The organism is Proluteimonas luteida (genome assembly GCF_021191695.1).
GTDB lineage: Bacteria > Pseudomonadota > Gammaproteobacteria > Xanthomonadales > Xanthomonadaceae > Luteimonas > Luteimonas luteida.
On record NZ_JAIWPT010000009.1, the window covers coordinates 116,031 to 139,128 of the forward strand.

The following is a 23,098-nucleotide window of genomic DNA, read 5'->3' on the forward strand; positions in this document are numbered from 1 at the left end:
GTGCACGGCAGCAGGCACACGGGCCGCCAATTACGGCGCAGGCAGCAGGCGTTCGATCAGCGTGCGGTACAGCGCCGGCAGCGCCTCGAGGTCGGCGACGCGGATGTGCTCGTCGACCTGGTGGATGCTGGCATTGACCGGGCCGATCTCGATGCACTGCGCGCCCAGCGGCGCGATGAAGCGCGCGTCCGAGGTACCGCCGCCGGTGCTCTCCTCGGGCGGTGCACCCGCGAACTCGGTCAACACCTCGCGCGCGGCCATGCGCAGCGGTCCTTCCGGTGTGTAGAAGGGCTCCCCGCTGCGATGCCAGCGCAGGTCGTAATCCAGGCCGTGGCGGTCGAGCAGCGCGGCGATCTCCGCCTCCAGCCGCGCCGCGTCCCAGTGCGGGTTGTAGCGCAGGTTGAACAGTACCCGCAGCTCACCGGGAATGACGTTGTTGGCGCCGGTGCCGGCATGCGCATCGCTGATCTGCAGGCTGGTGGGCGGGAAGCTCTCGTAGCCCTCGTCCCAGCAGCGCGCGGTCAGCTCGGCCAGCGCCGGCAGGGCCTGGTGAATCGGATTGCGGGCCTTGTCCGGATAGGCGACATGGCCCTGCACGCCGCGCACCGTCAGCGTCGCCGACAGGCTGCCGCGCCGGCCGACGCGCAGCAGGTCGCCGAGCACCGCGGTCGACGAGGGTTCGCCGGTGATGCACCAGTCGATGCGCTGACCACGCTCGCGGAAGGTCTGCGCGACCCGGCGCACGCCATCGATGGCATCGCCCTCCTCGTCTGAGGTCAGCAGCAGCGCCAGGGTGCCGGCGTGACCGGGATGCGCGGCGACGAACTGCTCGGCCGCGACCACGAACGCGGCGACGCCGCTCTTCATGTCGGCCGCGCCGCGCCCGTACAGCACGCCGTCGCGGATCTCCGGCTTGAACGGGTCGCTGGTCCAGGCTTCGGATGGCCCCGGCGGCACCACGTCGGTATGGCCCAGCAGCAACAGCACCGGCCCGCCCTCGCCGTGGGTGGCCCAGAGATTGTCGACATCGCCGTAGCGCAGGTGCTCGCAGGCGAAGCCGGCGCGCTGCAGGCGCCCGGCGATCAGCGCCTGACAGCCGGCATCCTCCGGGGTGACCGAGGCACGACCGATCAGCTCTCGGGCAAGTTCAAGGACGTCGGACATGGCGGCAAACAACGGCGGAAGCGGCCGCCCAGCCTAGCAAGTGCGGTGTCGCCACGGCCATGCCCCTACCCGCGCCCTCCCATCCGGATCCCGGCTCCCCCCTGGATGTCAGAGGCCCTCGTCCGCCGCCTGGATCGCCTCGCGCACGGCTTCCATCGCCGGATCGCGGCCCGCGAGATACGCCTCGACCGTCAGCGGCGCGCGGATGTCCGGTTCGAGCGGGACCCGGTTGACGTTGACCGGGTGCAGATCGTCGAAGCAGGCGGGCTCGCCGGTGCAGCCCTCGGCCAGGTTGAACTGGCCGTCGGTGTAGCGGAAGGCGTATCCGGAATTGGGCAGTTCGATCCGCGCGCCTTCGGACCAGAAGTGCAGGCGGTCGCCGAGGCCGTCGCCCACGATGGTGACGCGATCGCCGCCTTGCTTGATCGCCGCCGCGGAGATGATGCCGGCGGAGAACGTGTACGGCCCGACCAGCAGCCAGGTCCGTCCCGGCACCATGTCGGCCAGCCCGCGCATGAAATCCAGGGTCAGGCCGAGGTTGCCTCCGGTGTTGAAGCGCAGATCGACCACCAGGTGGGTCGGCCGCGCCGAGGCGATGGCCTCGCCGGCATCCTTGAGGAAGTCCGCGATGGGATGGCCGTCCATGTCGCTGTTGGAACGGAACTGCAGGTAGTGGGCCCGCAGCTCCGGCAGCGGCACCGCCCGGAACGGCAGGTCGGCCTCGCGCAGGTACAGCGGGATCGCGCCCGCATCCAGGGCCGTGGCCCAGCCGTCCTCGCCGGCCAGCGGTTCCGGCGACCACAGCCGGTCGTAGTCGGCCACCGCTCCGAGCGTGGACGCGGCCACCATCGGAACGCTGCGCTCGACGGTCCGCCCGTCTGCCAGACGCAGGGTCAGCGCCAGCCGGTCCGGGGATTCGGCCAGCTGCAGGGCGTGCAGGATGCCGGCCAGCTCGATGTGGTCCGGCAGGGCTTGCCGGCGGTATGCGTCGTTGCCGCCGAGCAGCGCCTTGGCGCCGGCGTACAGCGCTTCGGTCGACCGCCCCTCGACCTTGAGCACGCGGGCGCCGGCGAGATCGGCGTGCTCGCCGTGGGCGCGGGCGACGATCAGTGCGTCCGGCAGCCACAGCAGCCGCAGCGGCAGGCGGGCGTCGAGCTTCCAGGCGCCGTTGCGCTGCCGCAGCGTGCTGTGGGCGTTGTCCGCCAGCCCCGCGACCAGCGACAGCCCGGCGAGGAACTGCGCGGCGGTCAGCTCGCCCGCCCGCCGTTCCAGCGCATCGAGTTGCGCCTCGGCCAGCGCCCGGGTGGCGGGCGCGTAGGCCATCTCCCTGGGCAGGTACTGCGTGCGCACGACCTGCAGGTCTTCCAGCACCGCCGCGCGATCCAACGCATCCGGCTCCGATGCAAGCGCTGGCGCCGACGCCGGGGCAACGGCGAAGATCAGCGCCAGCGCGGCGGGCATCGCCCTCGCCAGCGCAAGAAAACCCGATACGACCATCGACCAGACCTCTTTCCGGGGAACCCCGCAAGCCTATCCGGCCCGCCCTCCCGGGTACCGATACAATTCCGGCTTCGCCCGCCGATACAGTCCCGAGTGGCATCGATGCCGGAAAACCGCGGGAACCGCGACGGCACCCTGGTCGACGACTGCGTGCAGTGGATCGCGCACCGGATCGACGGACGCGTGCTGCGCCCGGGCATGCGCCTGCCCTCGATCCGTGCGCTGGCGCGGCAGCGCGGCGTGTCGCCCTTCACCGTGCGCGAGGCCTACGACCGTCTGGTGGCGATGGGGCGTATCGAAGCGCGTAGACGCTCCGGCTTCTACGTGCGCCCGCAGCCGCCCGGCAACACGGCCCGGTATGCGCCGTCCGGCATCGACCTGAAATGGCTGATGCACCACATGCTCGAAAGCGGCGACGCGCGCGGCCCGGGGCTCGGCGTGCTCCCGGCCGACTGGCTCGACGGCGCGCAGGTGGCCGCGGCGCTGCGTGCCCTGGGTCGCCAGGGCCGCTGGCTGGACAGCGGCCGCCCGCACGGCTTCGAGCCGCTGCGTGCGCTGCTCCAGCAACGCCTGGCCGCGCTGGACATCGTCGCCCGGCCGGAGCAGATCGTGCTCACCACCGGGATCACCCATGCGCTCAACCTGGTGCTGCAGCGGCTGGTGCCGTCGGGTGGCACGGTGCTGGTGCCGGATCCGTGCTGGTTCGGCGTGCTCGGCATGCTCGCCGCGCATGGCGCCCGGGCGCGCGGCGTTTCCTGCACCGCGCGCGGCCTGGACCTGGACGCGCTGGAGCGCGCATTGCGGGAGGAACGGCCGCACCTGCTGGTGCTGGCCACCGCCGCGTCCAACCCCACCGGCGTCTCCTTCGCCGACGACGACGTCGCGCGCATCCTGGAACTGGCCGTACGCCATGAGGTGCCGGTGTTCGAGGACGACGTGTACGCCGACCTGTGCGCCTCGCCGGTGACCCGGATCGCGGCACGCGACGGCCTGCGACAGGTGATCCACGCCGGCAGCTTCTCCAAGACGCTGGCGGCCAACATCCGGGTCGGCTTCCTGGCCTGCGCTCCGGAACTCGCGGAATCGCTTTCCGACGCCAAGATCATGGGCGGATTCACCACGCCCGAGCTCAACGAGCGGCTGGTGCACAAGCTGCTGGTCGAGGGCCACTACGGCCGGCACGTCCAGACCCTGCGTACGCGGCTGTCGGAACGGCGCGCGCGCACCCGGCAACTGCTGGACGGGCACGGGATCGACGTGTTCGGCGGCGCCGGCGACGGCCTGTTCCTGTGGGCCGACATGGGCGTCGACACGGTCGAGCTGGCCGCCGCCTGCCGCGAGCGCGGCCTGCTGGCGGCACCCGGCGCCCTGTTCTCGCCCGAACAGGCGCCCTGCACCTGGATGCGCATCAACGCCACCACCGACGAGGCGGACCTGATGGCGCTGCTGGCGTGCCGGGAACGCCTGGTTAGGTCTTGCCGAACCGCTTCTTGAAGCCGTTGTCGGAAAAACCTTGGGTGACGACGCCGTCGTCGGTGACGACGACCGGCCGCCGGATCAGCTGCGGGTACTCGCGCAGCAGCAGCTTCCACTCGGCGTCGCTGGCGGCGGCCTTGCGGTTGTCGGGCAGTTGCCGCCAGGTGGTCGAGGACTTGTTGACCAGCGCTTCCAGCCCGCCGAGCTGCGCAGCCCATTCGAGCAGCGTTTCGGGCGTGGGCTTGTGATCGCGGTAATCGACGAAGGTGTAGGCGACCCCGAAGCGGTCGAGCCACTTCATCGCCTTCTTGCAGGTGTCGCAGTTCTTGAGGCCGTAGATCGTGGTCATCATGGTGCCATGGGTTGATGCTTGTCGATCGGACAGAGCTGTCCGCTTGCGGGGAACGTGCCCATCGCGCGGATGGGGGCGTCGCAGGCGCGAAACACACCCGCATCCGGCACCGCGCGCCACCTTCTTCCGCAAGCGGGAGAGGGAAAGCGGTCAGTCGGCCAGGCCACGCAGCAGGTCGTTGACCGAGGTCTTGCTTCGGGTCCTCTCGTCGACCTGCTTGACGATGACCGCGCAGTACAGCGAATGCGAGCCGTCCTTGGCCGGCAGTTGGCCGGACACCACCACGCTGCCCGGCGGCACGTAGCCGTAGCTGACCTCGCCGGTGGCGCGGTCGTAGATGCGGGTCGACTGGCCGAGGAACACGCCCATGCCGATCACGCTGTGGTGGCCGACGACGACGCCCTCGACCACCTCCGAACGCGCGCCGATGAAGCAGTGGTCCTCGATGATCGTCGGGCTGGCCTGCAGCGGCTCCAGCACGCCACCGATGCCGGCGCCGCCGGACAGGTGCACGTGCCGGCCGATCTGCGCGCAGGAGCCGACCGTCGCCCAGGTGTCGACCATCGTGCCCTCGCCCACGTAGGCGCCGATGTTGACGAAGCTCGGCATCAGCACCACGTCGCGGCCGAAGTAGGTGCCCCGGCGCACCGCGGCACCCGGTACCACGCGCACGCCCGCGGCGCGGAACTTCGCCTCGTCGAAGCCGGCGAAGCGCGCCTCGACCTTGTCCCAGAACGGTGCCGGCTGCGCGTCGATCACCGCCATGTCGTTGCTGCGGAAGTACAGCAGCACCGCCTTCTTCAGCCACTCGTTGACCTGCCAGCCGCCGTTGCCATCGGGCTGGGCCACGCGCAGTTCGCCCGACTCCAGGCCCTGCATCGCCCGCTCGACCGCCGGCCCGACGACGTCGCCGATCTCGGCGGCGGTCAGTTCGGCGCGACGCGCGAACGCGTCCTCGATGGTGGACTGCAGGGTATCGGTCATGGCGCGGGGCTCGGGGAAAACGGGGCGCTATCGTGCCATGTCGCCGTCGATCGAAGCGAGCAATGCGGCGCGCAAGGCATCCTGCGCGCGGTCGTCGAGCGGCCGGCCGTCGCGGTCGCTGAGCCGGAACACGTCCTCGACCCGCTCGCCGAAGGTCGCCACGCGCGCGTCGTGCACGCGGATCCCGTTCTGGCGCAGCACGTGGGCGACGTCGGCCAGCAGGCCGGGGCGGTCGGTGCATACCAGGCTGAACACCGTGCGCCGGCCGTCGGCACTGGCGTTGAACTCGATCAGCGGCGACACGCGGAAATGGCGCAGGTGGCGCGGCTGCGCGCGCCGCGCCGGCCGCAGGTCCAGCGAGCCGGACAGCACCGTGCCCAGCTTGCGTTCGATCGCCGGCAGTTCCAGCATCTGCCGCGGATCGATCGGCAGCACCTGGAACACGTCGAAGATGGTGCCGCCGGGACCGTCGAGCGCGCGCGCCTGCTGGATCGCCAGGCCCAGCCGGTCGAGGCTGATGACGATCGCCGAGAACAGGCCGTCGCGGTCGGGCGAATGCACGAACACTTCCAGCGCCTGCGCCCCGGCCGCCAGCCGGCGCACGCGCACCACCAGCGCGTTGTCGCCGGCGTCGCGCAAAGCCAGCGCCTGCCACACCACCTGGTCGGCACGCCCGCGCAGGAAACTCTCCTCGGGAATGCGCCGGAACAGCGCCTCGGCTTCCGCATCGTCGACGCCATGCGCCGACAGCAGACCGCGCGCGCGGTCGCGCGCCTCGGCGATGCGCTCGACCGCGGCGATCGGGTGCTCCAGTCCGCGCCGCAGCGCCAGCCGGGTCGCGGTGCGCAGGTCGGTCAGCAGCCGGTCCTTCCACGCGTTCCACAGCTTCGGCGATGTCCCGGCGATGTCGGCGCAGGTCAGCAGATAGAGGTAGTCCAGGCGCTCGCGGTCGACGACCTCGGTGGCGAAACGGTGGATCACCGCCGGGTCGGAAATATCGAGCTTCTGCGCGCTGGTCGACATCAGCAGATGCCGGCGCACCAGCCACTCGACCAGTGCGGTGTCGGTCTCGCCGAGCCCGTGGCCTTCGCAGAACTCGCGCGCGTCGACCGCGCCCAGTTCGGAATGGTCGCCGCCGCGCCCCTTGCCGATGTCGTGGAACAGGCCGGCGAGCAGCAGCAGCTCGGGCTTGCGCAGGTGCGGCCAGACCTCGTGCGCGGTGGAGAAGCGCGGGTCCGGCACCTCCGACGCGAAGCTGGCCATGTTGCGCAGCACCGCCAGCGTGTGCTGGTCGACGGTGTAGACGTGGAACAGGTCGAACTGCATGCGCCCGGTGACCCTGGCGAACTCCGGGATCCACACGCCCAGCACGCCGAGCCGCGCCATGCGCTCGAGCGTACGCACCGGCATCGGCCCGCGCAGCAGCGCCATGAACTGTTCGCGCAGTTCCGGGCCGGCGTTGCGCCAGGACGGCAGCGCATGCAGCGATTCGGCCAGCGCGCGCGCGGTCTGCGAGTGCAGGCCGCGCAGCTTCGGGTGGTCGGCCCAGATCGCGAACAGGTCGAACACGCGGGCGATGTCGCCACCCGGCCAGACATCGTCGCGCGCGACCAGATAACCGCGCTGCGCGCCGAACTCGGCGTCGAGCGGCAGCAGTTCGCCCTCGCCCTCGATCTGCTCCTCGAAGCGCTGCAGCATCCGCTCGCTGATCCGCTGCACGACCGAGGCGCTGCGGTAGAACTCCTGCATCATCTTCTCGACCAGCGCGTTGTCGGCCTCCTCGACATGATGCAGGCGCGCGGCGAGCGTCTTCTGGTAGTCGAAGCGCAGCCGCTCCTCGGCCTTGCCGGCGACCAGGTGCAGGCCGAAGCGCAGCCGCGACAGCGTGCGCCGCTCGCGCTCCAGCGTGGCGTGCTCGTCGATGCCGAGCTGGCCGAGCGCGATCAGCTCCTCGGTGCTGTAGACGCCCAGCACGCGCCGCGCCATCCAGCGCAGGTTCTGCACGTCGCGCAGGCCGCCGGGCCCGTCCTTGATGTTCGGCTCGAGGTTGTCGGCGGTGTCGCCGTAGCGCGCATGGCGTGCCTCCAGCTCGCGGCGCTTGGCGTGGAAGAAGTCGGCGGCCGGCCACACCTTCGTGTCCGAGATCGCGTCGATCAGCGCGCGCACCTCGGCCAGGCTGGCCAGCAGCGGCCTCGCCTCCAGCAGCGCGGTCAGCACGGTCACGTCTTCGGACGCGCGCGTGCACTCGTCGAAACTGCGCACCGCGTGACCGACCGGCAGGCCGAGGTCCCACAGCAGCGCCAGCATGCGGCTGATCGCTTCGGCATTGGCGGCCTGCGCGTCGGATTCGCCGACCACCAGCAGGTCGATGTCCGAATGCGGAAACAGCTCGCCGCGGCCGTAGCCGCCGACGGCGAACAGCGCCAGAGGAGCGTCGCCGGGAATGCAGCGCGCCCAGGCCTTGCGCACCCAGCCGTCGACCGCATTGGCGCGCGAGGCCAGCAGGCGGTCGATGTGCTGGCCGGCGTCGAAGCCCTGCACCAGCCGCGCATCGTGCGCGGCCAGCGCGGCGCGCGCGTCCGCCACCCAGGCCATGTCGCCGCAATCGGCACCGGTGGCGGGGGTGGCGGCGCGCTCGACCACGATCGGAACGCCGCGATCAGAGCCAGGCGTCGTTGTCGTCGCCGGGGATCCGGGTCAGCACGTCGACGCCGTCGGCGGTCACCGCGACGGTGTGCTCCCACTGCGCCGAGAGCTTGCGGTCCTTGGTCACCACGGTCCAGCCGTCGGGCAGCACCCGGGTGAAGCGGGTGCCCTCGTTGATCATCGGCTCGATGGTGAAGGTCATGCCTTCCTTCAGCACCACGCCCGCGCCCGGCGTGCCGTAGTGCAGCACCTGCGGCTCGTCGTGGTAGACCTTGCCGATGCCATGGCCGCAGTACTCGCGCACGACGCTGAAGCGCTCGCCTTCCGCGTACTTCTGGATCGCGTGGCCGACGTCGCCCAGCGTCGCACCCGGCCTGACCTCGCGGATGCCGCGCCACATCGCCTCGCGCGTCACCTCGACCAGCCGCCGCGCCATCACCGACGGCGTACCGACGAAATACATGCGGCTGGTATCGCCGTGCCAGCCGTCCTTGATGACGGTGACGTCGATATTGATGATGTCGCCGTCCTTCAGTACCTTGGCCTCGCTGGGAATGCCGTGGCAGATGACGTTGTTGGCGGAGATGCAGGTCGTCTTGGGATAGCCCTTGTAGCCGACGTTGGCGGGAATCGCCTGCTGCACCCGGATGATGTGGTCGTGGCAGATCCGGTCCAGTTCCTCGGTGGTCACGCCCGGTTTCACGTGCGGCGCCACGACCTGCAGCACCTCGGCGGCCAGGCGGCCGGCCACGCGCATCTTCTCGATATCTTCGGGGGTCTTCAGGGGAATGCTCATGCCGCGATTATCGTCGATTTCGCGCAGAACCTGAATCGACGCCGCCGGGAAGCCCCGTGCCGGCCGCACGCCGCCCGTTTGCCGGCAACCTCCGCCCGGCGTTATACTTCCGCGGCTGTCCTGGGCCGTCTCGCTCCGCGGCAGCCGCCCATGCCGGGCGTCACCGGCAAATACACACCTGCTGCAACCACCCGTGCCGGGGTGTCCCGCTGTCCGCAAGGACGCAGGATCTGGCCACGGCGGCGGCAGGGAGGCCCAACCCCGGAATTGTGTGCGCATCCCTTCGCAAGGGCCCGCACATCCCTGTGCGGACTTTCCAAGAACAGCCGCGCACGGAAGCAATTCCACCCTCAGGAGTACCAGGCAATGCCCCAGATCACCATGCGCCAGATGCTGGAAGCCGGCGTCCACTTCGGCCACCAGACGCGCTACTGGAACCCAAAGATGTCGCCGTACATCTTCGGCGCCCGCGGCAAGATCCACATCATCAACCTCGAGAAGACGGTTCCGCTGTTCAACGACGCGATGAACTTCATCTCGGGCATCGCGCAGAAGCGCGGCATGATCCTGTTCATCGGCACCAAGCGCAGCGCGCGCGAGGCGATCAAGGAAGAAGCCGAGCGTTGCGGCATGCCGTTCATGACCCAGCGCTGGCTCGGCGGCACGCTGACCAACTTCGCGACCGTCAAGAAGTCGGTGTCGCGCCTGAAGGAACTGGAAGCCGCCGAGACCGACGGCACCTTCGACAAGCTGGTCAAGCACGAAGTGCTGGGCCTGCGCCGCGAGCGCGACAAGCTGGAAGCCTCGCTGGGCGGCATCAAGGACATGAACCGCCTGCCGGACGCGCTGTTCGTCATCGACATCGGCCATGAGGACATCGCCATCAAGGAAGCCAAGAAGCTCGGCATCCCGGTGATCGCGGTCGTCGACACCAACTACGACCCGGCCCTGGTCGACTACCCGATCCCGGGCAACGACGACGCGATCCGCGCCGTGCAGCTGTACGCACGCGCCGCCGCCGACGCCGTGCTCGAGGGCAAGGCCGCCGCGCCGAGCGCCGCGACCGTGCGCGAGGAAGAGTTCACCGAAGGCGGCGAGAAGCCGGCCCGCGCGCCGCGCGGCAAGAAGGCCGAGGACGCACCGGCCGCCGACGCACCGGCCGCGTAATCGCGTTGCCATGCAGCCGTGCGACCGTGCACGGCTGCCACCGCGGGTCCGGCGCCGTCCGGGCCCGCCACGCTGGCGGCTTTGCGCGCGCCATGCGACACCAGCGGGCCCCGCCCGCTCCGAATCCGTATCCAACGAGGTCATCCATGGAAATCACCGCATCCCTGGTCAAGGAACTGCGCGAGCGCACCGGCGCCGGCATGATGGAGTGCAAGAAGGCACTGAGCGAGAACAACGGCGACATCGACGCCGCTGCCGAGGCGCTGCGCAAGTCGGGCTTGGCCAAGGCCGACAAGAAGGCCGACCGCGTCGCCGCCGAAGGCCGCATCGCCGCGGCCCAGGACGGTGGCAAGGCCGTACTGGTCGAGATCAACTCCGAGACCGACTTCGTCGCCAAGGATGACAACTTCCTGCGCTTCACCGACGCCGTCGCCCAGGCCGCGCTGGCCTCCGATGCCGCCGACGCCGAAGCCCTGAAGAGCGCGAAGGTCGCCTCCGGCGAGACCGTCGAGGAAGCCCGCGCCGCGGTCATCGCCAAGGTCGGCGAGAACGTGCTGGTCCGCCGCCTGGTCCGCATCGACAGCCCCGACACCGTCGCCGCCTACGTGCATGGCGGCCGCATCGGCGTGCTGGTCGAGCTCAAGGGCGGCGACGCCGACCTGGCGCGCGGCCTGGCGATGCATGTCGCCGCGATGAACCCGCCCTACAACAAGGCCAGCGACGTGCCGGCCGACTTCGTCGAGAAGGAAAAGGAAATCGAGCTGGCCAAGATGTCCGACAAGGACAAGGGCAAGCCTGCCGACATTCTCGAGAAGATCATCAGCGGCAAGATCAACAAGATCGTCAACGAGGTCACCCTGTACGGCCAGCCCTACGTGCTCGATACCGACAAGACCGTCGAGTCCACGCTCAAGGCCGCCGGCGCGGAAGTCGTCGGCTTCCAGCGTCTGGCCGTCGGCGAAGGCATCGAGAAGGTGGTCGAGGACTACGCCGCCGAAGTGATGAAGCAGGCCGGCCTGGCCTGATCCAGCACCGGATCACGTGAACAGGAAGGGCCGCGCGAGCGGCCCTTCTTCATATACGGATATGGGCCCTCACCGGTTCCCGGCGGACCGCGACCCGCGCCGGGCGCGTCGACGCATCAGCCCGCGTCGCGCTGCATCACCAGGCGGATGTCGGCGACCATGTCCCCGGGCGCCTGGTCGTACTGGAATGCCAGCCGCAGGCGGCCATCCGGGCCGACCAGGTAGTTCACCATCGTGTGGTCCATCGCATAGGAATTCTCCGTCGGCACCTTGCGATAGGTCACGCGGAAACTGCGCGCCGCGCGCCGGGTCGCCGCCTCGTCGCCGCGCAACGCGATGAAATCCGGATCGAACGCGCCGACGTAGTCTTCCAGGATCGCGCCGGTATCCCGCTCGGGGTCGACGGTGACGAACAGCACCTGCAGCCTTTCGCCGTCCGCGCCCAGCGCGCGCCGGACCTGGGCCGCCTTCAGCAGGCTCAGCGGACAGACCTCGGGGCAATGCGTGTAGCCGAACGAGATCAGCACGTAGCGCCCGCCGAACTCGGCCAGCGAACGCGCGCGGCCCTCGGTGTCGTCGAGTTCGAGGCTGCGGCCGTAGGAGGCATCGGACAGGTCCACGCCGTGGAACGGGCCGTCGTTGCGCACGCCGCAGGCGGCCAGCAGCAGGGTCGAGGCGAGGATCGGGAGCAGAGGCAGGCGCACACGCGGTTCCGGACAGGGAGGACATGCGGTCGCGGCACGAAGGCAGGCCCGCCATGGACACGTTCCGTGCAACGGGTCGCCGCGATGCGGGAGGCATTCTACGCCAGCACATGTCGCGGCCCGGTGCGCACGCCTGCGGCATATCGTCGCAGCGACGCTGCCCGCCGACGTGCGCACGTATCATCGGGCACCACATCACCACATCCGCCCGCGCCCCGGAGTCTTCACATGCCGACCACCGCTTCCATTCTCCCGCGCCCGTCCGGTGCGTACCTTGCCGCCGGCCTGCTCCTTGCCGGCCTGCTCGGCGCCTGCAGCCGGCAGGACGCCGCGCCTGTCGCGCAGGATGCCGCGGGCGATGCCGGCAACGCGGCGATCGTCGCCTCCGATGCCTGGGTCCGCCAGCCGCCGCCGTCGGCGGCCGTCGCCGGCGCCTACCTGACCCTGCGCAACGACGGCGCCACCGAAGATCGCCTGGTGTCGGTGACGACCGACGCGGCCGAACGCGTGGAGATTCACGAGATGCGGATGGCCGACGGCATGATGCGCATGCGCGAACTCGCCGATGGCCTGGTCCTGCCGGCCGGCGCCGCGACCGCGCTGGCGCCCGGCGGCAACCACCTGATGCTGATCAACCCGCAGCAGCCGCTGGAACCGGGGACGGCGGTCGACGCGACGCTGACGTTCGAGCGCGCCGGACCGCTCGACGTGACATTCGACGTGCGCCCGCTGTCGGGCGAGATGCCAGCTACCCACGGCGCCCGTTGATCATTGTCCCGGGGCGCGGTCTCACCCGGGGCCTGCGCGGTGGGCGACACGAGCCTGCAGGCGGTTCGTGTCGTCGGGGGCGTTGCCCCGACCTACGATGACGCGGCGCGAGGCAGGCTGTGTGTGCCGGCCCAGGGCGGCGTAGGTCGGGGCAACGCCCCCGACGCACTGGAAATCCACGTTCCGCCGCCCAGGCAATGGCAGGGCCGCGGTGCGTGCGGCGGGATCAGAGCGCCTGCAGGCGCTGGATCGCCGCGTCCAGCGTCGCCTCGTTCTTGGCGAAGCACAGCCGCGCCAGGCGCTGGCCCTGCGGCGGGGTTTCGTAGAACGGCGACAGCGGGATCGCGGCGACGCCCTTCTCGACCGTCAGCCAGCGGCAGAACGCGGCATCGTCGAGGTCGCTGACCGCCGAATAGTCCACCAGCTGGAAATAGCCGCCCGGCACCGGCAGCGGCTTGAGCCGGGTGGTCAGCAGCTGCGCGCGGAACGCGTCGCGCTTGGCCTGGTAGAACGCGCCCAGCTGCGCGTCGTGTTCGGGATGCGCGCGCAGCATCGCCGCGAACGCGTGCTGGGCCGGGGCGAAGGTGCAGAACACGTTGTACTGGTGGACCTTGCGGAACTCCGCGCTCAGCGCCGGCGGCGCGATGCAGTAGCCCAGCTTCCAGCCGGTGCAGTGGTAGGTCTTGCCGAAGCTCGACACGACGAACGCGCGCGCGCGCAGTTCTGGATAGCGCAGCACCGACTCGTGGCGGGCGCCGTCGAAGACGATGTGCTCGTAGACCTCGTCGGACAGCAGCACGATGTCGGTATCGCGCAGCAGCTCCGTCAGCGCGGCGATGTCGCCGGCGCCGAACGTCGCGCCCGACGGGTTGTGCGGGCTGTTGACGATCAGCATCCGCGTCTTCGGCGTGATCGCGTCGCGCACCCGCTGCCAGTCGGGCGCGAAGGTCTGAGGATCCAGCGGCACGTGCACCGCGACGGCGCCGGCCAGGTCGATCGCCGGCTCGTAGCTGTCGTAGGCCGGGTCCAGCACGATGACTTCCTCGCCCGCGCGCACCACGGCCTGGATCGCGTTGAACAGCGCCTCGGTGGCGCCGCTGGTCACGGTGACCTCGGTGTCGGCATCGGGCGTGTGGCCGTAGACCCGCGCGGATTTCTCCGCGATCGCCTGGCGCAGTGCAGGGATGCCGGTCATCGGGGCATACTGGTTGTGCCCCGCGCGCATCGCCGCCGCCAGTCCGTCGACCAGCGGCTGCGGCACGTCGAAGTCCGGGAAGCCCTGCCCGAGGTTGACCGCGCCGTGCTCGGCGGCCAGTTGCGACATCACGGTGAAGATCGTGGTGCCGACCTTGGGCAGTTTGGTCCGGATCATGGAGACGTTTCCGTTTGCGGAAATGGGGGCCCGAGTGTACGGATCCGCGCGCAGGCGATAAACCGCGATCATGACAACACTGGAACCGCATCCAATCGACGAATCCCGGCTGATCGCGCTGCTGCACGTCTACCTGGCGGCGCGCTACCGCTGGCAGTACCGCGACGACTGGCACGACATCGTCATCGGGCTGCCGACCCCGGGCCTGGACCTGCGCTATCCGGAGGCGCCGTCCTACGGCCTGATCTCGGCGTGGAATCCGCTGTCGGTCGCGAAATCCGGCGCCGAGAACCGGCGCGCCGACCGGCAGCTCGAGGCGCGACTGGCCGCCACCGGCCTGCCCCACATCCCCGCGTTCGCCAGTGCCGCCGATCGCAGCTGGCGCGAGCCGAGCTGGATCGTCTTCGGCATGGAGGCGCCGGCCTTCGACGCCCTGGGCCGCGAGTTCGCGCAGCTGGGCACACTGTGGTGGCGGTCCGGGCAACCCGTACGCCTGCGCATCGATGCCGCGCGCCCGGCCGGGATCGAGGGTGACCGGCATGTCGACTGGTTAAGATAGCCGCCCGACGGCCGCTTCCGGCCGGATGGCCGGCCGATGTCCCGATCCGACGACCGCCCCCCGCTGCTCGCCGCCCGCGGCCTGCGCTTCTCGCGCGACGACCGCGCGGTGTTCGGCCCGCTGGATTTCGCGGTCGAGGCCGGCGAGGCGCTGCTGGTGCGCGGCGACAACGGCGCCGGCAAGACCACCCTGCTGCGCGTGCTGGCCGGGCTGCTGGACGCCGATACCGGATCGGTCGACATCGACGGCGTCCCGATCGCCCGCGCGATGCGCGCCGGCACGATGGCCTATCTCGGCCACCTGCCCGGCCTGAAGTCGGACCTCGACGCGACCGCGAACCTCGCGTTCCTGGCGGCCCTGCAGGGCTGCCGCGCCAGCCAGAGCATCGACAGTGCGCTGGCCGTCACCGGTCTGGCCGCACACGCCCATACCCCGGTGCGGCGGATGTCGGCGGGCCAGAAGAAACGCCTGTCGCTGGCCCGGCTGTGGATGTCGCCGGCGCCGCTGTGGCTGCTCGACGAGCCCTACGCCAATCTCGACCTGCAGGGCATCGAACTGGTCAACCGCATGGTGCGGGCGCAGCTCGACGACGGCGGCGCCGCGCTGGTGACCACGCATGGCGCCTATGCCGCGCCGCCGGTACGCACCCGCGAACTGCTGCTGGAGGCGGCCGCGTGACCACGCCGTCGCTGGCCGGCAGCGCGCGCGGCCTGCTGGTGCGCGACCTGCGCCTGCTGTGGCGCCGACGCGGCGACGCGTTCCAGCCCGCCCTGTTCGCGCTGCTGGTGGTCGTGCTGTTCGCGCTGGCGCTGGGCAACGACGCGGCGATGCTGGCGCGGGTCGCGCCGGGCGTGCTGTGGGTGGCCGCGCTGCTGTCGGGGCTGCTGGCGCTGGACACGCTGTTCCGCGGCGATGCCGACGACGGCTCGCTGGAACAATGGATGCTGGCGCCGGTGCCGCTGGCCTGGCTGGTGCTGGTGCGCACGCTGGTGCACTGGGCGACGACCAGCCTGCCGCTGCTGCTGGCGACGCCGCTGCTGGCCGAGCTGCTGCGACTGCCCCACGCCGAGCTGCCGGTGCTGCTGGCCGGGCTGGCACTGGGCACGCCGCTGCTGAGCCTGCTCGGCGCGGTGGTCGCCGCGCTGACCATCGGCATGCGCCGTTCCGGTATCCTGTTGGCGCTGCTGGCCCTGCCCCTGTACGTCCCGGTGCTGGTGTTCGGTGCCGGCAGCGTCGCGATCGCGGCGCAGGGGCACGATCCGTCCGGTGGCCTGTTGCTGCTGGGTGCCGGCCTCGTCGCCGCGCTGGTGCTGGCGCCGGTCGCCGCGGCGGCCGCGCTTCGCATCGCGATGCACTGACCCCGCGCCGGGTCCTGGGAGGGACAGGCTCGGTCAACGCCACCCGGCGTCCGCAGGACGCCGCCAGCCTGATCGCCACCGCATGCATCCAGTCGTCCTCTGGTTCCACCAACTCGGCTCGCCGCCAACCTTCGACCGGTTCGCGCGACGCTGGGCGCCGTGGGCCTTCGCGCTGGCGGCGGCGACGCTGGCCGTGGGGCTGTACGGCGCGCTGTTCGTGGTGCCGGCCGACTACCAGCAGGGCGACAGTTTCCGCATCCTCTACATCCACGTGCCGAGCGCGTGGATGAGCCTGGCGGTGTTCGCGGTGATGGCGCTGTACGCCGCCATCGCGCTGGTCTGGCGGATCAAGCTGTGCGAGATCCTGGCGATGGCCTGCGCGCCGATCGGCGCCGGCTTCACCGTCATCACCCTGGCGACCGGTTCGATCTGGGGCCGACCGATGTGGGGCACCTGGTGGGACTGGGACCCGCGGCTGACGACCGAGCTGATCCTGCTGTTCATGTACTTGGGCGTAATCGGCCTCTACCACGCGATCGAGGATCGCCGGACCGCGGCGCGCGCCGCGTCGCTGCTGGCGATCGTCGGCGTGGCGCTGCTGCCAATCATCCGCTACTCGGTGGTCTGGTGGGACTCGCTGCACCAGGGCCAGACGATCCGCGTGTTCGGAGAATCGACGCTGCATGGCAGCATGCTGTGGCCGCTGCTGTGGATGGTGGCGGCGACCAAGTTCTGGTTCGTCGGCTCGCTGCTGGCGCGTGCGCGCGCCGACAACCTGCGCCGCGAGGCGGGCAAGGACTGGGTGCGGCAGCAGGTCGACGCCTCGGGAGGGCGTGCATGAGCTATCTGGAATACGTGATCGCCGCCTACGCGGTGTTCGTCGTCGTGCTGGTCTGGGATTTCGTCGCGCCGCGCATCAGCATCGCGCAGAGCCTGCGCGCCGCGCGCCTGCTGGCGACGCGCCGCCGTGCGGCTGCCGCCGCGCCCGCGCCCGACCAGGCGCTGACCCGGTGAACCCGGTCCGCCGCCGGCGTCTGTGGTTCGTGGTCGCGCTGGTCGCCGCCGGCGCCCTGTCGGCGACGCTGATCGCGTTCGCGCTGCAGCGCAACGTCGCCTACCTGTACACGCCGAACGAAATCCTCGGCGGCAGCGCCGGTCCGGCCGTGGCGTCGGGCGAGGCCCGCTTCCGCCTCGGCGGCATGGTCGCCGGCGGCTCGTTCGCACGCGAGGCCGGCTCGATGGAAGCGCGCTTCCGGGTCACCGATGGCGATGCGGAACTGCCGGTCAGCTACACCGGCATCCTGCCGGACCTGTTCCGCGAGAACCAGGCCGTGGTCGCCACCGGGCGCATGGTCGGCGACACCTTCGTCGCCGAGCAGGTGCTGGCCAAGCACGACGAGACCTACGTGCCCAAGGAAGTCGCCGACAAGATGGGACTGGCGCACGAGAAGCACGGCGTCGGAACGCCGGCCGACGCAGGTCCCGCGCAGTGACGGCAACGCGGCAGGCAACGACCGGGATCGATCGCCGGGAGCTTCTCCGTGCTGCCTGAACTCGGCCAGATCGCGCTGCTGCTGGCGCTGGTCGCGGCGTTCGTGCAGACATTGCTGCCGCTGCTGGGCGCGCATCGCGGCATCGCGCCGTGGATGGCCACCGCGCGACCGGCGGCGTATACGCAGTGGGCGCTGACACTCGTCGCCTGGGCGATCCTGACCGCGTCGTTCGTGCAGCAGGACTTCTCGGTGCGCTACGTCGCCGAGAACTCCAATTCACTGCTGCCGGTGGTCTACCGCTTCACCGCGGTCTGGGGCGGGCACGAGGGCTCGCTGCTGCTGTGGGTGCTGGTGCTGGCGAGCTGGAACGCGGCGGTGGCGTGGTTCTCGCGCGGGCTGCCGGACGCGGTGCTGGCGCGCGTGCTGGGCGTCATGGGCGCGGTGTGCCTGGGCTTCCTCGCGTTCCTGGTCTTCACCAGCAACCCGTTCGAACGCATCCTGCCGATGCCGCTGGAAGGCCGCGACCTCAACCCGCTGCTGCAGGACCCGGGGATGATCATCCATCCGCCGATGCTCTACATCGGCTACTCGGGGTTCATCGTGCCGTTCGCGTTCGCGATCGCCGCACTGCTCGACGGCAGGGTCGACGCGCACTGGCTGCGCTGGACCCGGCCATGGACCAACATCGCCTGGGCCTTCCTGACGATCGGCATCGCGCTCGGTTCCTGGTGGGCCTACTACGAACTGGGCTGGGGCGGCTGGTGGTTCTGGGACCCGGTCGAGAACGCCAGCTTCATGCCGTGGCTGGCGGGCGCCGCGCTGCTGCATTCGCAGGCGGTCACCGAGAAGCGCGGCAGCTTCCACGGCTGGACCCTGCTGCTGGCGATCGCGACGTTCTCGCTGTCGCTGCTCGGCGCGTTCCTGGTGCGCTCCGGGGTCTTGACCAGCGTGCACAGCTTCGCCGCCGACCCCGCGCGCGGGTTGTTCATCCTGGTGTTCCTGGGCATCGTCGTCGGCGGCTCGCTGCTGCTGTACGCGCTGCGCGCGCCGGACGGTCGCGACGGCAAGCCGTTCGCCGCGGCCTCGCGCGAGACCCTGCTGCTGGCCAACAACCTGCTGCTGGTCGCCGCCTGCGCGATGGTGCTGCTGGGCACCCTGTACCCGCTGCTGGCCGATGCGCTGGACCTGGGCAAGATCTCGGTCGGGCCGCCGTACTTCTCGCTGCTGTTCGTGGTGCTGATGGCGCCGCTGGTGCTGCTGCTGCCGTTCGGCCCGCTGACCCGCTGGCAGAACGAGGACGTCGCGCGGCCGCTGCGGATGCTGCTGCCGTGGGCCGGGCTGGCGGTGGGCCTGGGCATCGCCGGCTTCTTCCTCGCGCCGCAGGGACCATGGAAGGTGGCGATGGGACTGGCCGGCGCCGGCTGGGTCGCGGCGGGCACGCTGCGCTTCGTCTGGAGCCGCATCCGGTCGCAATCGAAAGGCGCGCGCCTCACCGCCGAGATGGCCGGCATGTCGCTGGCCCACTTCGGCATCGCCGTATTCCTGGTCGGCGCGCTGCTGGTCGAGGCGCTGAACGTCCAGCGCGAGGTCGCGCTGGCGCCGGGACAGGCGCTGACGATCGGCCGCGACAGCTTCGAGTTCGACGGCGTCGCCCACGCCGACGGCCCCAACTACAGCGCCGACCGCGGCACCGTGCGGCTGCTGCGCGACGACCGCGTCGTCGCGATCCTGCATCCGGAGAAGCGCGCCTATGCCAGCGGCGGCCAGGTCATGACCGAGACCGCGATCCGCCCCGGCGTGACCCGCGATGTCTACGTCGCCCTCGGCGAGCCGCTGGGCGATGGCGCCTGGGCGGTGCGCGTGCACATCAAGCCGTTCGTGCGCTGGGTCTGGGCCGGCGCGCTGCTGATGGCGCTCGGCGCCTTCGTTGCCGCGGCCGACCGCCGCTTCCGCCGGCCGCGCCTCCCGGCGCACGCCGAAGGACGCAACGCATGAACACCGCCGCACGACCGCCGCGTCGCGGCCTCGGCCGCTGGCTGCCGTTGCTGGCGTTCGCCGTGCTGGTGGCATTGCTCGCGGCCGGCGTCTGGCTGAGCCGCAATCCCGACCGCGAGGCGCTGCCCTCGCCGCTGATCGGCAAGCCCGCGCCGGCATTCCGGCTGCCGGTGCTGCACGAGCCGGGCCGGATGATGACCTCGGGCGAACTGCGTGGCGAGCCCTACCTGCTCAACGTCTGGGGCAGTTGGTGCCCCGGCTGCCGCGAGGAGCATGCGGTCGTCACACGCTTCGCCGAGACCCGCCGCGTGCGCGTGGTCGGCTACAACTGGAAGGACGAGCATCGCGACGCGATGCGCTGGCTGGAGCAGTTCGGCAATCCGTACTGGCTGGTGCTGGTCGACTACGACGGCCACGCGGCGCTCGACTGGGGCATCTACGGCGCGCCGGAGACCTTCCTCGTCGACGGCGACGGCATCGTCGTGTGGAAGCACGTCGGACCGATGACCGATGCGGTGCTGGACGACGAGCTGCTGCCGCTGGTCGCGCAACTGGAGGCGCAATGATGCGTGCGCTGCTGCTGGTCCTGCTGATGCTGCCGCTGCTGCTGGCCACGGCGCCGTCCCTGCACGCGCAGGTCGCGGTCGACGCGACCCCGCTGGCCTTCGACGATGCCGCGCAGGAGAAGCGCTTCCATCGCCTGGTCGCAGAACTGCGCTGCGTGATGTGCCAGAACCAGTCGCTGGCCGATTCCAATGCGCAGATCGCCCACGACCTGCGCCGCGAGGTGCTGGCCCTGATGCAGCGCGGCATGAGCGATGCCGAGATCAAGGACTACCTGGTCGCGCGCTACGGCGACTTCGTGCTGTACCGGCCACGGGTCGATGCGCGGACCTGGCTGCTGTGGTTCGGGCCGCTGCTGCTGATCGTCGCCGGTGGCGGGGTGATCTGGCGCATCGTGCGCGTGCGCGGCCGCGACGCGGCTCCGCTGCCCGTCGACGAGAGCCAGGAGTGGTGATGCCGACCTTCGTCGTGATCGCGGCCCTGATGACGCTGGCGGCGACCACCGCGCTGGTGTGGGCGCTGCGCCGGGGCGCGTCGCGCGTGCTGCTGGCGCTGGCGTTCGCGGTCCCGGTGCTGGTCGCCGCGCTGTACGTGCTGGTCGGCACGCCCGCCGCGCTGGATCCCGCGACGCGGCAGGCGCCGGAATCGCTGGCCGACGCCGTGGTCCAGCTGGAACGCGACCTCGAGCGCGACCCGCGCCAGCCGGAGGGCTGGCTGCTGCTGGGCCGCGCCTATGCCGGCATGCAGCAACCCGAACGGGCACTGGCCGCATTCGAACGCGCCGCGAAACTGCTGCCCGACGAGGATGGCGTGCAGGTCGAATACGCGCAGGCCCGCGCGAACGCCGATCCGTCGCGCCGCTTCGACGACATCGCCGTGGCCACGCTGCGCGGGGTCGTCGCACGCAATCCGGCGCACCAGCACGCCCGCTGGTATCTCGGCATCGCCCAACGCCAGGCCGGCGACCACGCCGGCGCCGCCGAGACCTGGGCACCGCTGTTGCCGCTGCTCGACGGCAACACCGGGGCCACGCTGCGCGTGCAGATCGATGCCGCGCGCGCCGCGGCCGGCCTGCCGCCACTGCCTGCAGCGGAGACCGCTGCGCCGGGAACTGCGGCGGGCATGCATGCGATCAACGTCCGCGTCGCGCTCGATCCCGCCTTCGCCGCGCGCACGCGCCTGCGTGGCGACGCCAGCGTGTTCGTCATCGCCCGCGTGCCGGGCGGCCCGCCGATGCCGGTCGCGGTGCAGAAGCATGGTCTGCAGGCACTGCCGCTGGACGTGGTGCTGGGAGACGGCGACAGCCCGATGCCGACGCAGCGGCTGTCGGCGCTCGACGAGGTCGAAGTGTTCGCGCGGTTGTCGGCCAGCGGCGACGCGAACGCGCAGGACGGCAACATCGACTCGCCACCGGTACGGGTCCGGCTGCCGGCGGATGGGCCGGTGGAACTGGTGATCGGCAAGGCCGACTGAGCGGCCGAGAACGGCCGTACCGGCAGCCTGACCAGAACCGTAGGCGCGCCCCTTGGGCGCGGTCTGCAGCCGATGTCACACGCGCCTCGCGGCCAAAGGCGCTCCCCTGCGATTGGGTGGCGTCTACGGGCCGGATCCGGCGGCGCGCGGCGATTCCACCGCCCCGGCGGCCGCGGGTTCCGGCGCCGCCGCTGCGGCCTGCAGCCGGTCGGGGTCGACCAGCGACGGATCGTCCAGCACCTCGGCCAGCCGCGCGCGGTCCAGCTGTCCGGTCCAGCGCGCGATGACCAGGGTGCCGATGCCGTTGCCGGTCAGGTTGGTCAGCGCGCGGCCCTCGGACATGAAGCGGTCGATACCCACGATCAGCGCGATGCCGGCCAGCGGGATCACGCTCTCGAACGCCGCCAGCGACGCGGCCAGCGTCACCAGTCCGGCGCCGGACACGCCGGCCGCGCCGTTCGACGAGATCAGCATGAACACCAGCAGCGCGATCTGGGTGCCGAGCGGCACCTCGATGCCGAACGCCTGGGCGATGAAGATCGCGCCCATCGACATGTAGATGGCGGTGCCGTCGAGGTTGAACGAATAGCCGGTCGGGATGGTCAGGCCGACCACCGATTTCGGTACGCCGGCCGCTTCCAGCTTGGTCAGCATGCGCGGCAGCACGGTCTCCGACGACGAGGTGCCGAGCACGATCAGCAGCTCGTCGCGGATCATGCGGATGTACTTGAACACGCTGAAGCCCGACCACCAGCAGATCGGCCCGAGCACCAGGAACAGGAACAGCAGGCAGGTCAGCCAGAAGCTCAGCATGAAGTAGCCGAGCGAGCCAAGGATCGCGCCGCCGTACTCGCCGATCGTGAACGCCATGCCGCCCATCGCGCCCAGCGGCGCGAACCACATGACGATCTTGATCACGCCGAACATCACCTGGGCGATGGTGTCGAGCGCCGCGACCGCCGGCTTGCCGCGCTCGCCGAGCATGGTGATCGCGCAGGCGACGAGGATCGCCATCACCAGCACCTGGATCAGCTGGCCTTCGACGAAGGCGCCGAAGAACGACGACGGCACCAGATGCAGGATGAAGCCGGTGAGGCCCTCGCCGGCCGCGGCGCCGGCGCTGTCGAGCGTGCCCTTCGCCGCGGACGCGTCGAAGGTCGCCAAGTCCAGCCCGAGGTTGCGGCCCGGGCCGAGCAGGTTGATGACCACCAGGCCGATGGCCAGCGCGAACACCGTGGTGACGTTGAAGTAGACGACGGTCTTCAGCGCCAGGCCGCCGGCCTTCGCCAGGTTGCCCAGGCCGGCGATCCCGACCGCGACGGTTGCGAAGATCGTCGGCGCGATGACGACCTTGACCAGCTTGATGAACAGGTCGGCCAGCCATTTCATCTGCGCGCCGGTCTCGGGCAGCGCCAGGCCGATGACGATGCCGGCGGCGATGCCCACCAGCACCCAGAAATACAGGTGATGCCAGAAGCGCTTCCTGGGGCCGGCCGCGACGGGCCGGGACGGGGATGCAGCGGCGGGCTGCGGATGGCTTGGGGTCTGCATGCCGCCCAGCCTGCCAGAACCGCGGGCGCCGCGCGCTCCCACAAAATGACTAGACCCGTTCAGCGCGCACGTCGGGGGCGTTGCCCCGACCTACGATCGAGGCTCCCCGGGAAAGCGATTTTTGACATCGCGACAGCGATGGCCCGGAGGG

General features: G+C 70.8%; 23 protein-coding genes. 14 read left to right on the top strand and 9 right to left on the bottom strand.

Annotated elements, in window-relative coordinates; all coding sequences use genetic code 11:
• Positions 1–30 precede the first annotated feature (30 nt).
• Positions 31–1,164 carry a succinyl-diaminopimelate desuccinylase gene (gene dapE / locus LDO26_RS09760; protein WP_232130899.1) on the bottom strand — a complete coding sequence of 378 codons (1,134 nt, stop codon included), beginning with the start codon at positions 1,162–1,164 and terminating at the stop codon, positions 31–33.
• A 108-nt stretch (positions 1,165–1,272) separates the two neighbouring features.
• Positions 1,273–2,625, bottom strand: a complete 1,353-nt coding sequence (locus tag LDO26_RS09765; RefSeq protein WP_232130900.1) for a S41 family peptidase — start codon at positions 2,623–2,625, stop codon at positions 1,273–1,275.
• A 141-nt stretch (positions 2,626–2,766) separates the two neighbouring features.
• Here LDO26_RS09765 and LDO26_RS09770 point away from each other — a divergent pair, with 141 nt between their 5' ends.
• Complete coding sequence (locus tag LDO26_RS09770; RefSeq protein ID WP_232130901.1) at positions 2,767–4,158, top strand: aminotransferase-like domain-containing protein; 1,392 nt, start codon at positions 2,767–2,769, stop codon at positions 4,156–4,158.
• On the opposite strand, the gene LDO26_RS09775 is transcribed toward LDO26_RS09770, so the two are convergent.
• From LDO26_RS09775 to map, 4 genes are all read right to left on the bottom strand, one after another.
• Positions 4,133–4,489 carry a Spx/MgsR family RNA polymerase-binding regulatory protein gene (locus LDO26_RS09775; protein ID WP_232130902.1) on the bottom strand — a complete coding sequence of 119 codons (357 nt, stop codon included), beginning with the start codon at positions 4,487–4,489 and terminating at the stop codon, positions 4,133–4,135. The two genes, LDO26_RS09770 and LDO26_RS09775, sit on opposite strands and share 26 nt — an antisense overlap.
• A 153-nt stretch (positions 4,490–4,642) precedes the next feature.
• A complete protein-coding gene (gene dapD, locus LDO26_RS09780; protein ID WP_232130903.1) occupies positions 4,643–5,476 on the bottom strand; it encodes a 2,3,4,5-tetrahydropyridine-2,6-dicarboxylate N-succinyltransferase in 834 nt (277 codons plus the stop codon).
• Positions 5,477–5,503: 27 nt separating this feature from the next.
• On the bottom strand, positions 5,504–8,071 hold the full coding sequence (gene glnD / locus LDO26_RS09785; RefSeq protein ID WP_232130904.1) for a [protein-PII] uridylyltransferase: 2,568 nt from the start codon (positions 8,069–8,071) through the stop codon (positions 5,504–5,506).
• A gap of 64 nt (positions 8,072–8,135) precedes the next feature.
• The gene (gene map / locus LDO26_RS09790) at positions 8,136–8,918 is read right to left on the bottom strand and encodes a type I methionyl aminopeptidase (protein WP_232130905.1); all 783 of its coding nucleotides are present in this window, start codon (positions 8,916–8,918) and stop codon (positions 8,136–8,138) included.
• Between the two features lie 366 nt (positions 8,919–9,284).
• Between map and rpsB the strand changes: the two genes are divergently transcribed.
• Positions 9,285–10,085: a 30S ribosomal protein S2 gene (rpsB, locus tag LDO26_RS09795; protein WP_232130906.1), complete on the top strand. Its 801-nt coding sequence runs from the start codon at positions 9,285–9,287 to the stop codon at positions 10,083–10,085.
• A gap of 146 nt (positions 10,086–10,231) precedes the next feature.
• Complete coding sequence (gene tsf, locus LDO26_RS09800; protein WP_232130907.1) at positions 10,232–11,110, top strand: translation elongation factor Ts; 879 nt, start codon at positions 10,232–10,234, stop codon at positions 11,108–11,110.
• Positions 11,111–11,226: 116 nt separating this feature from the next.
• Here the strand turns inward: tsf and LDO26_RS09805 are convergent, their stop codons facing one another.
• A complete protein-coding gene (locus tag LDO26_RS09805) occupies positions 11,227–11,814 on the bottom strand; it encodes an SCO family protein (RefSeq protein WP_232130908.1) in 588 nt (195 codons plus the stop codon).
• Positions 11,815–12,042: 228 nt separating this feature from the next.
• Here LDO26_RS09805 and LDO26_RS09810 point away from each other — a divergent pair, with 228 nt between their 5' ends.
• Positions 12,043–12,582 carry a copper chaperone PCu(A)C gene (locus LDO26_RS09810; RefSeq protein ID WP_232130909.1) on the top strand — a complete coding sequence of 180 codons (540 nt, stop codon included), beginning with the start codon at positions 12,043–12,045 and terminating at the stop codon, positions 12,580–12,582.
• 226 nt (positions 12,583–12,808) lie between these two features.
• Here LDO26_RS09810 and LDO26_RS09815 read toward each other — a convergent pair whose 3' ends face one another.
• Complete coding sequence (locus LDO26_RS09815; protein ID WP_232130910.1) at positions 12,809–13,954, bottom strand: pyridoxal phosphate-dependent aminotransferase; 1,146 nt, start codon at positions 13,952–13,954, stop codon at positions 12,809–12,811.
• 70 nt (positions 13,955–14,024) lie between these two features.
• On the opposite strand from LDO26_RS09815, the gene LDO26_RS09820 reads away from it, so the two are divergent.
• The 10 genes from LDO26_RS09820 (at position 14,025) to LDO26_RS09865 (ending at position 21,396) form a co-directional block, all read left to right on the top strand.
• Positions 14,025–14,513 carry a DUF3293 domain-containing protein gene (locus LDO26_RS09820; protein ID WP_232130911.1) on the top strand — a complete coding sequence of 163 codons (489 nt, stop codon included), beginning with the start codon at positions 14,025–14,027 and terminating at the stop codon, positions 14,511–14,513.
• A gap of 36 nt (positions 14,514–14,549) precedes the next feature.
• The gene (gene ccmA, locus LDO26_RS09825) at positions 14,550–15,191 is read left to right on the top strand and encodes a heme ABC exporter ATP-binding protein CcmA (protein ID WP_232130912.1); all 642 of its coding nucleotides are present in this window, start codon (positions 14,550–14,552) and stop codon (positions 15,189–15,191) included.
• A complete protein-coding gene (gene ccmB / locus LDO26_RS09830; RefSeq protein ID WP_232130913.1) occupies positions 15,188–15,871 on the top strand; it encodes a heme exporter protein CcmB in 684 nt (227 codons plus the stop codon). The genes ccmA and ccmB overlap by 4 nt, the downstream gene beginning before the upstream one ends.
• 82 nt (positions 15,872–15,953) lie before the next feature.
• On the top strand, positions 15,954–16,712 hold the full coding sequence (locus tag LDO26_RS09835) for a heme ABC transporter permease (RefSeq protein ID WP_232130914.1): 759 nt from the start codon (positions 15,954–15,956) through the stop codon (positions 16,710–16,712).
• The gene (gene ccmD / locus LDO26_RS09840) at positions 16,709–16,885 is read left to right on the top strand and encodes a heme exporter protein CcmD (RefSeq protein ID WP_232130915.1); all 177 of its coding nucleotides are present in this window, start codon (positions 16,709–16,711) and stop codon (positions 16,883–16,885) included. The genes LDO26_RS09835 and ccmD overlap by 4 nt, the downstream gene beginning before the upstream one ends.
• Positions 16,882–17,364 (top strand): cytochrome c maturation protein CcmE, encoded by a 483-nt coding sequence (gene ccmE, locus LDO26_RS09845; protein WP_232130916.1) that lies wholly within the window; start codon positions 16,882–16,884, stop codon positions 17,362–17,364. Before ccmD ends, ccmE begins: the two co-directional genes overlap by 4 nt.
• Positions 17,365–17,412: 48 nt before the next feature.
• Positions 17,413–19,359 carry a heme lyase CcmF/NrfE family subunit gene (locus LDO26_RS09850; RefSeq protein ID WP_232130917.1) on the top strand — a complete coding sequence of 649 codons (1,947 nt, stop codon included), beginning with the start codon at positions 17,413–17,415 and terminating at the stop codon, positions 19,357–19,359.
• Entirely contained in the window at positions 19,356–19,925 is a 570-nt protein-coding gene (locus LDO26_RS09855) for a DsbE family thiol:disulfide interchange protein (protein ID WP_232130918.1), read from the top strand. The genes LDO26_RS09850 and LDO26_RS09855 overlap by 4 nt, the downstream gene beginning before the upstream one ends.
• On the top strand, positions 19,922–20,377 hold the full coding sequence (locus tag LDO26_RS09860; RefSeq protein WP_232130919.1) for a cytochrome c-type biogenesis protein: 456 nt from the start codon (positions 19,922–19,924) through the stop codon (positions 20,375–20,377). The genes LDO26_RS09855 and LDO26_RS09860 overlap by 4 nt, the downstream gene beginning before the upstream one ends.
• A complete protein-coding gene (locus tag LDO26_RS09865; RefSeq protein WP_232130920.1) occupies positions 20,377–21,396 on the top strand; it encodes a tetratricopeptide repeat protein in 1,020 nt (339 codons plus the stop codon). Before LDO26_RS09860 ends, LDO26_RS09865 begins: the two co-directional genes overlap by 1 nt.
• A gap of 123 nt (positions 21,397–21,519) precedes the next feature.
• Here LDO26_RS09865 and dctA read toward each other — a convergent pair whose 3' ends face one another.
• A complete protein-coding gene (gene dctA / locus LDO26_RS09870) occupies positions 21,520–22,947 on the bottom strand; it encodes a C4-dicarboxylate transporter DctA (RefSeq protein WP_232130921.1) in 1,428 nt (475 codons plus the stop codon).
• Positions 22,948–23,098: the final 151 nt, after the last annotated feature.

Bases quoted from the DNA above. Each gene is read 5' to 3' on its own strand.
- LDO26_RS09775 (WP_232130902.1), bottom strand. From the start codon at position 4,489: ATGACCACGATCTACGGCCTCAAGAACTGCGACACCTGCAAGAAGGCG.
- LDO26_RS09770 (WP_232130901.1), top strand. From the start codon at position 2,767: ATGCCGGAAAACCGCGGGAACCGCGACGGCACCCTGGTCGACGACTGC.
- map (WP_232130905.1), bottom strand. From the start codon at position 8,918: ATGAGCATTCCCCTGAAGACCCCCGAAGATATCGAGAAGATGCGCGTG.
- dapE (WP_232130899.1), bottom strand. From the start codon at position 1,164: ATGTCCGACGTCCTTGAACTTGCCCGAGAGCTGATCGGTCGTGCCTCG.
- rpsB (WP_232130906.1), top strand. From the start codon at position 9,285: ATGCCCCAGATCACCATGCGCCAGATGCTGGAAGCCGGCGTCCACTTC.
- LDO26_RS09860 (WP_232130919.1), top strand. From the start codon at position 19,922: ATGATGCGTGCGCTGCTGCTGGTCCTGCTGATGCTGCCGCTGCTGCTG.
- ccmA (WP_232130912.1), top strand. From the start codon at position 14,550: ATGTCCCGATCCGACGACCGCCCCCCGCTGCTCGCCGCCCGCGGCCTG.
- LDO26_RS09765 (WP_232130900.1), bottom strand. From the start codon at position 2,625: ATGCCCGCCGCGCTGGCGCTGATCTTCGCCGTTGCCCCGGCGTCGGCG.
- LDO26_RS09855 (WP_232130918.1), top strand. From the start codon at position 19,356: ATGAACACCGCCGCACGACCGCCGCGTCGCGGCCTCGGCCGCTGGCTG.
- glnD (WP_232130904.1), bottom strand. From the start codon at position 8,071: ATGGCCTGGGTGGCGGACGCGCGCGCCGCGCTGGCCGCGCACGATGCG.
- dctA (WP_232130921.1), bottom strand. From the start codon at position 22,947: ATGCAGACCCCAAGCCATCCGCAGCCCGCCGCTGCATCCCCGTCCCGG.
- LDO26_RS09810 (WP_232130909.1), top strand. From the start codon at position 12,043: ATGCCGACCACCGCTTCCATTCTCCCGCGCCCGTCCGGTGCGTACCTT.
- LDO26_RS09835 (WP_232130914.1), top strand. From the start codon at position 15,954: ATGCATCCAGTCGTCCTCTGGTTCCACCAACTCGGCTCGCCGCCAACC.
- dapD (WP_232130903.1), bottom strand. From the start codon at position 5,476: ATGACCGATACCCTGCAGTCCACCATCGAGGACGCGTTCGCGCGTCGC.
- tsf (WP_232130907.1), top strand. From the start codon at position 10,232: ATGGAAATCACCGCATCCCTGGTCAAGGAACTGCGCGAGCGCACCGGC.
- LDO26_RS09815 (WP_232130910.1), bottom strand. From the start codon at position 13,954: ATGATCCGGACCAAACTGCCCAAGGTCGGCACCACGATCTTCACCGTG.
- ccmD (WP_232130915.1), top strand. From the start codon at position 16,709: ATGAGCTATCTGGAATACGTGATCGCCGCCTACGCGGTGTTCGTCGTC.
- LDO26_RS09865 (WP_232130920.1), top strand. From the start codon at position 20,377: ATGCCGACCTTCGTCGTGATCGCGGCCCTGATGACGCTGGCGGCGACC.
- LDO26_RS09820 (WP_232130911.1), top strand. From the start codon at position 14,025: ATGACAACACTGGAACCGCATCCAATCGACGAATCCCGGCTGATCGCG.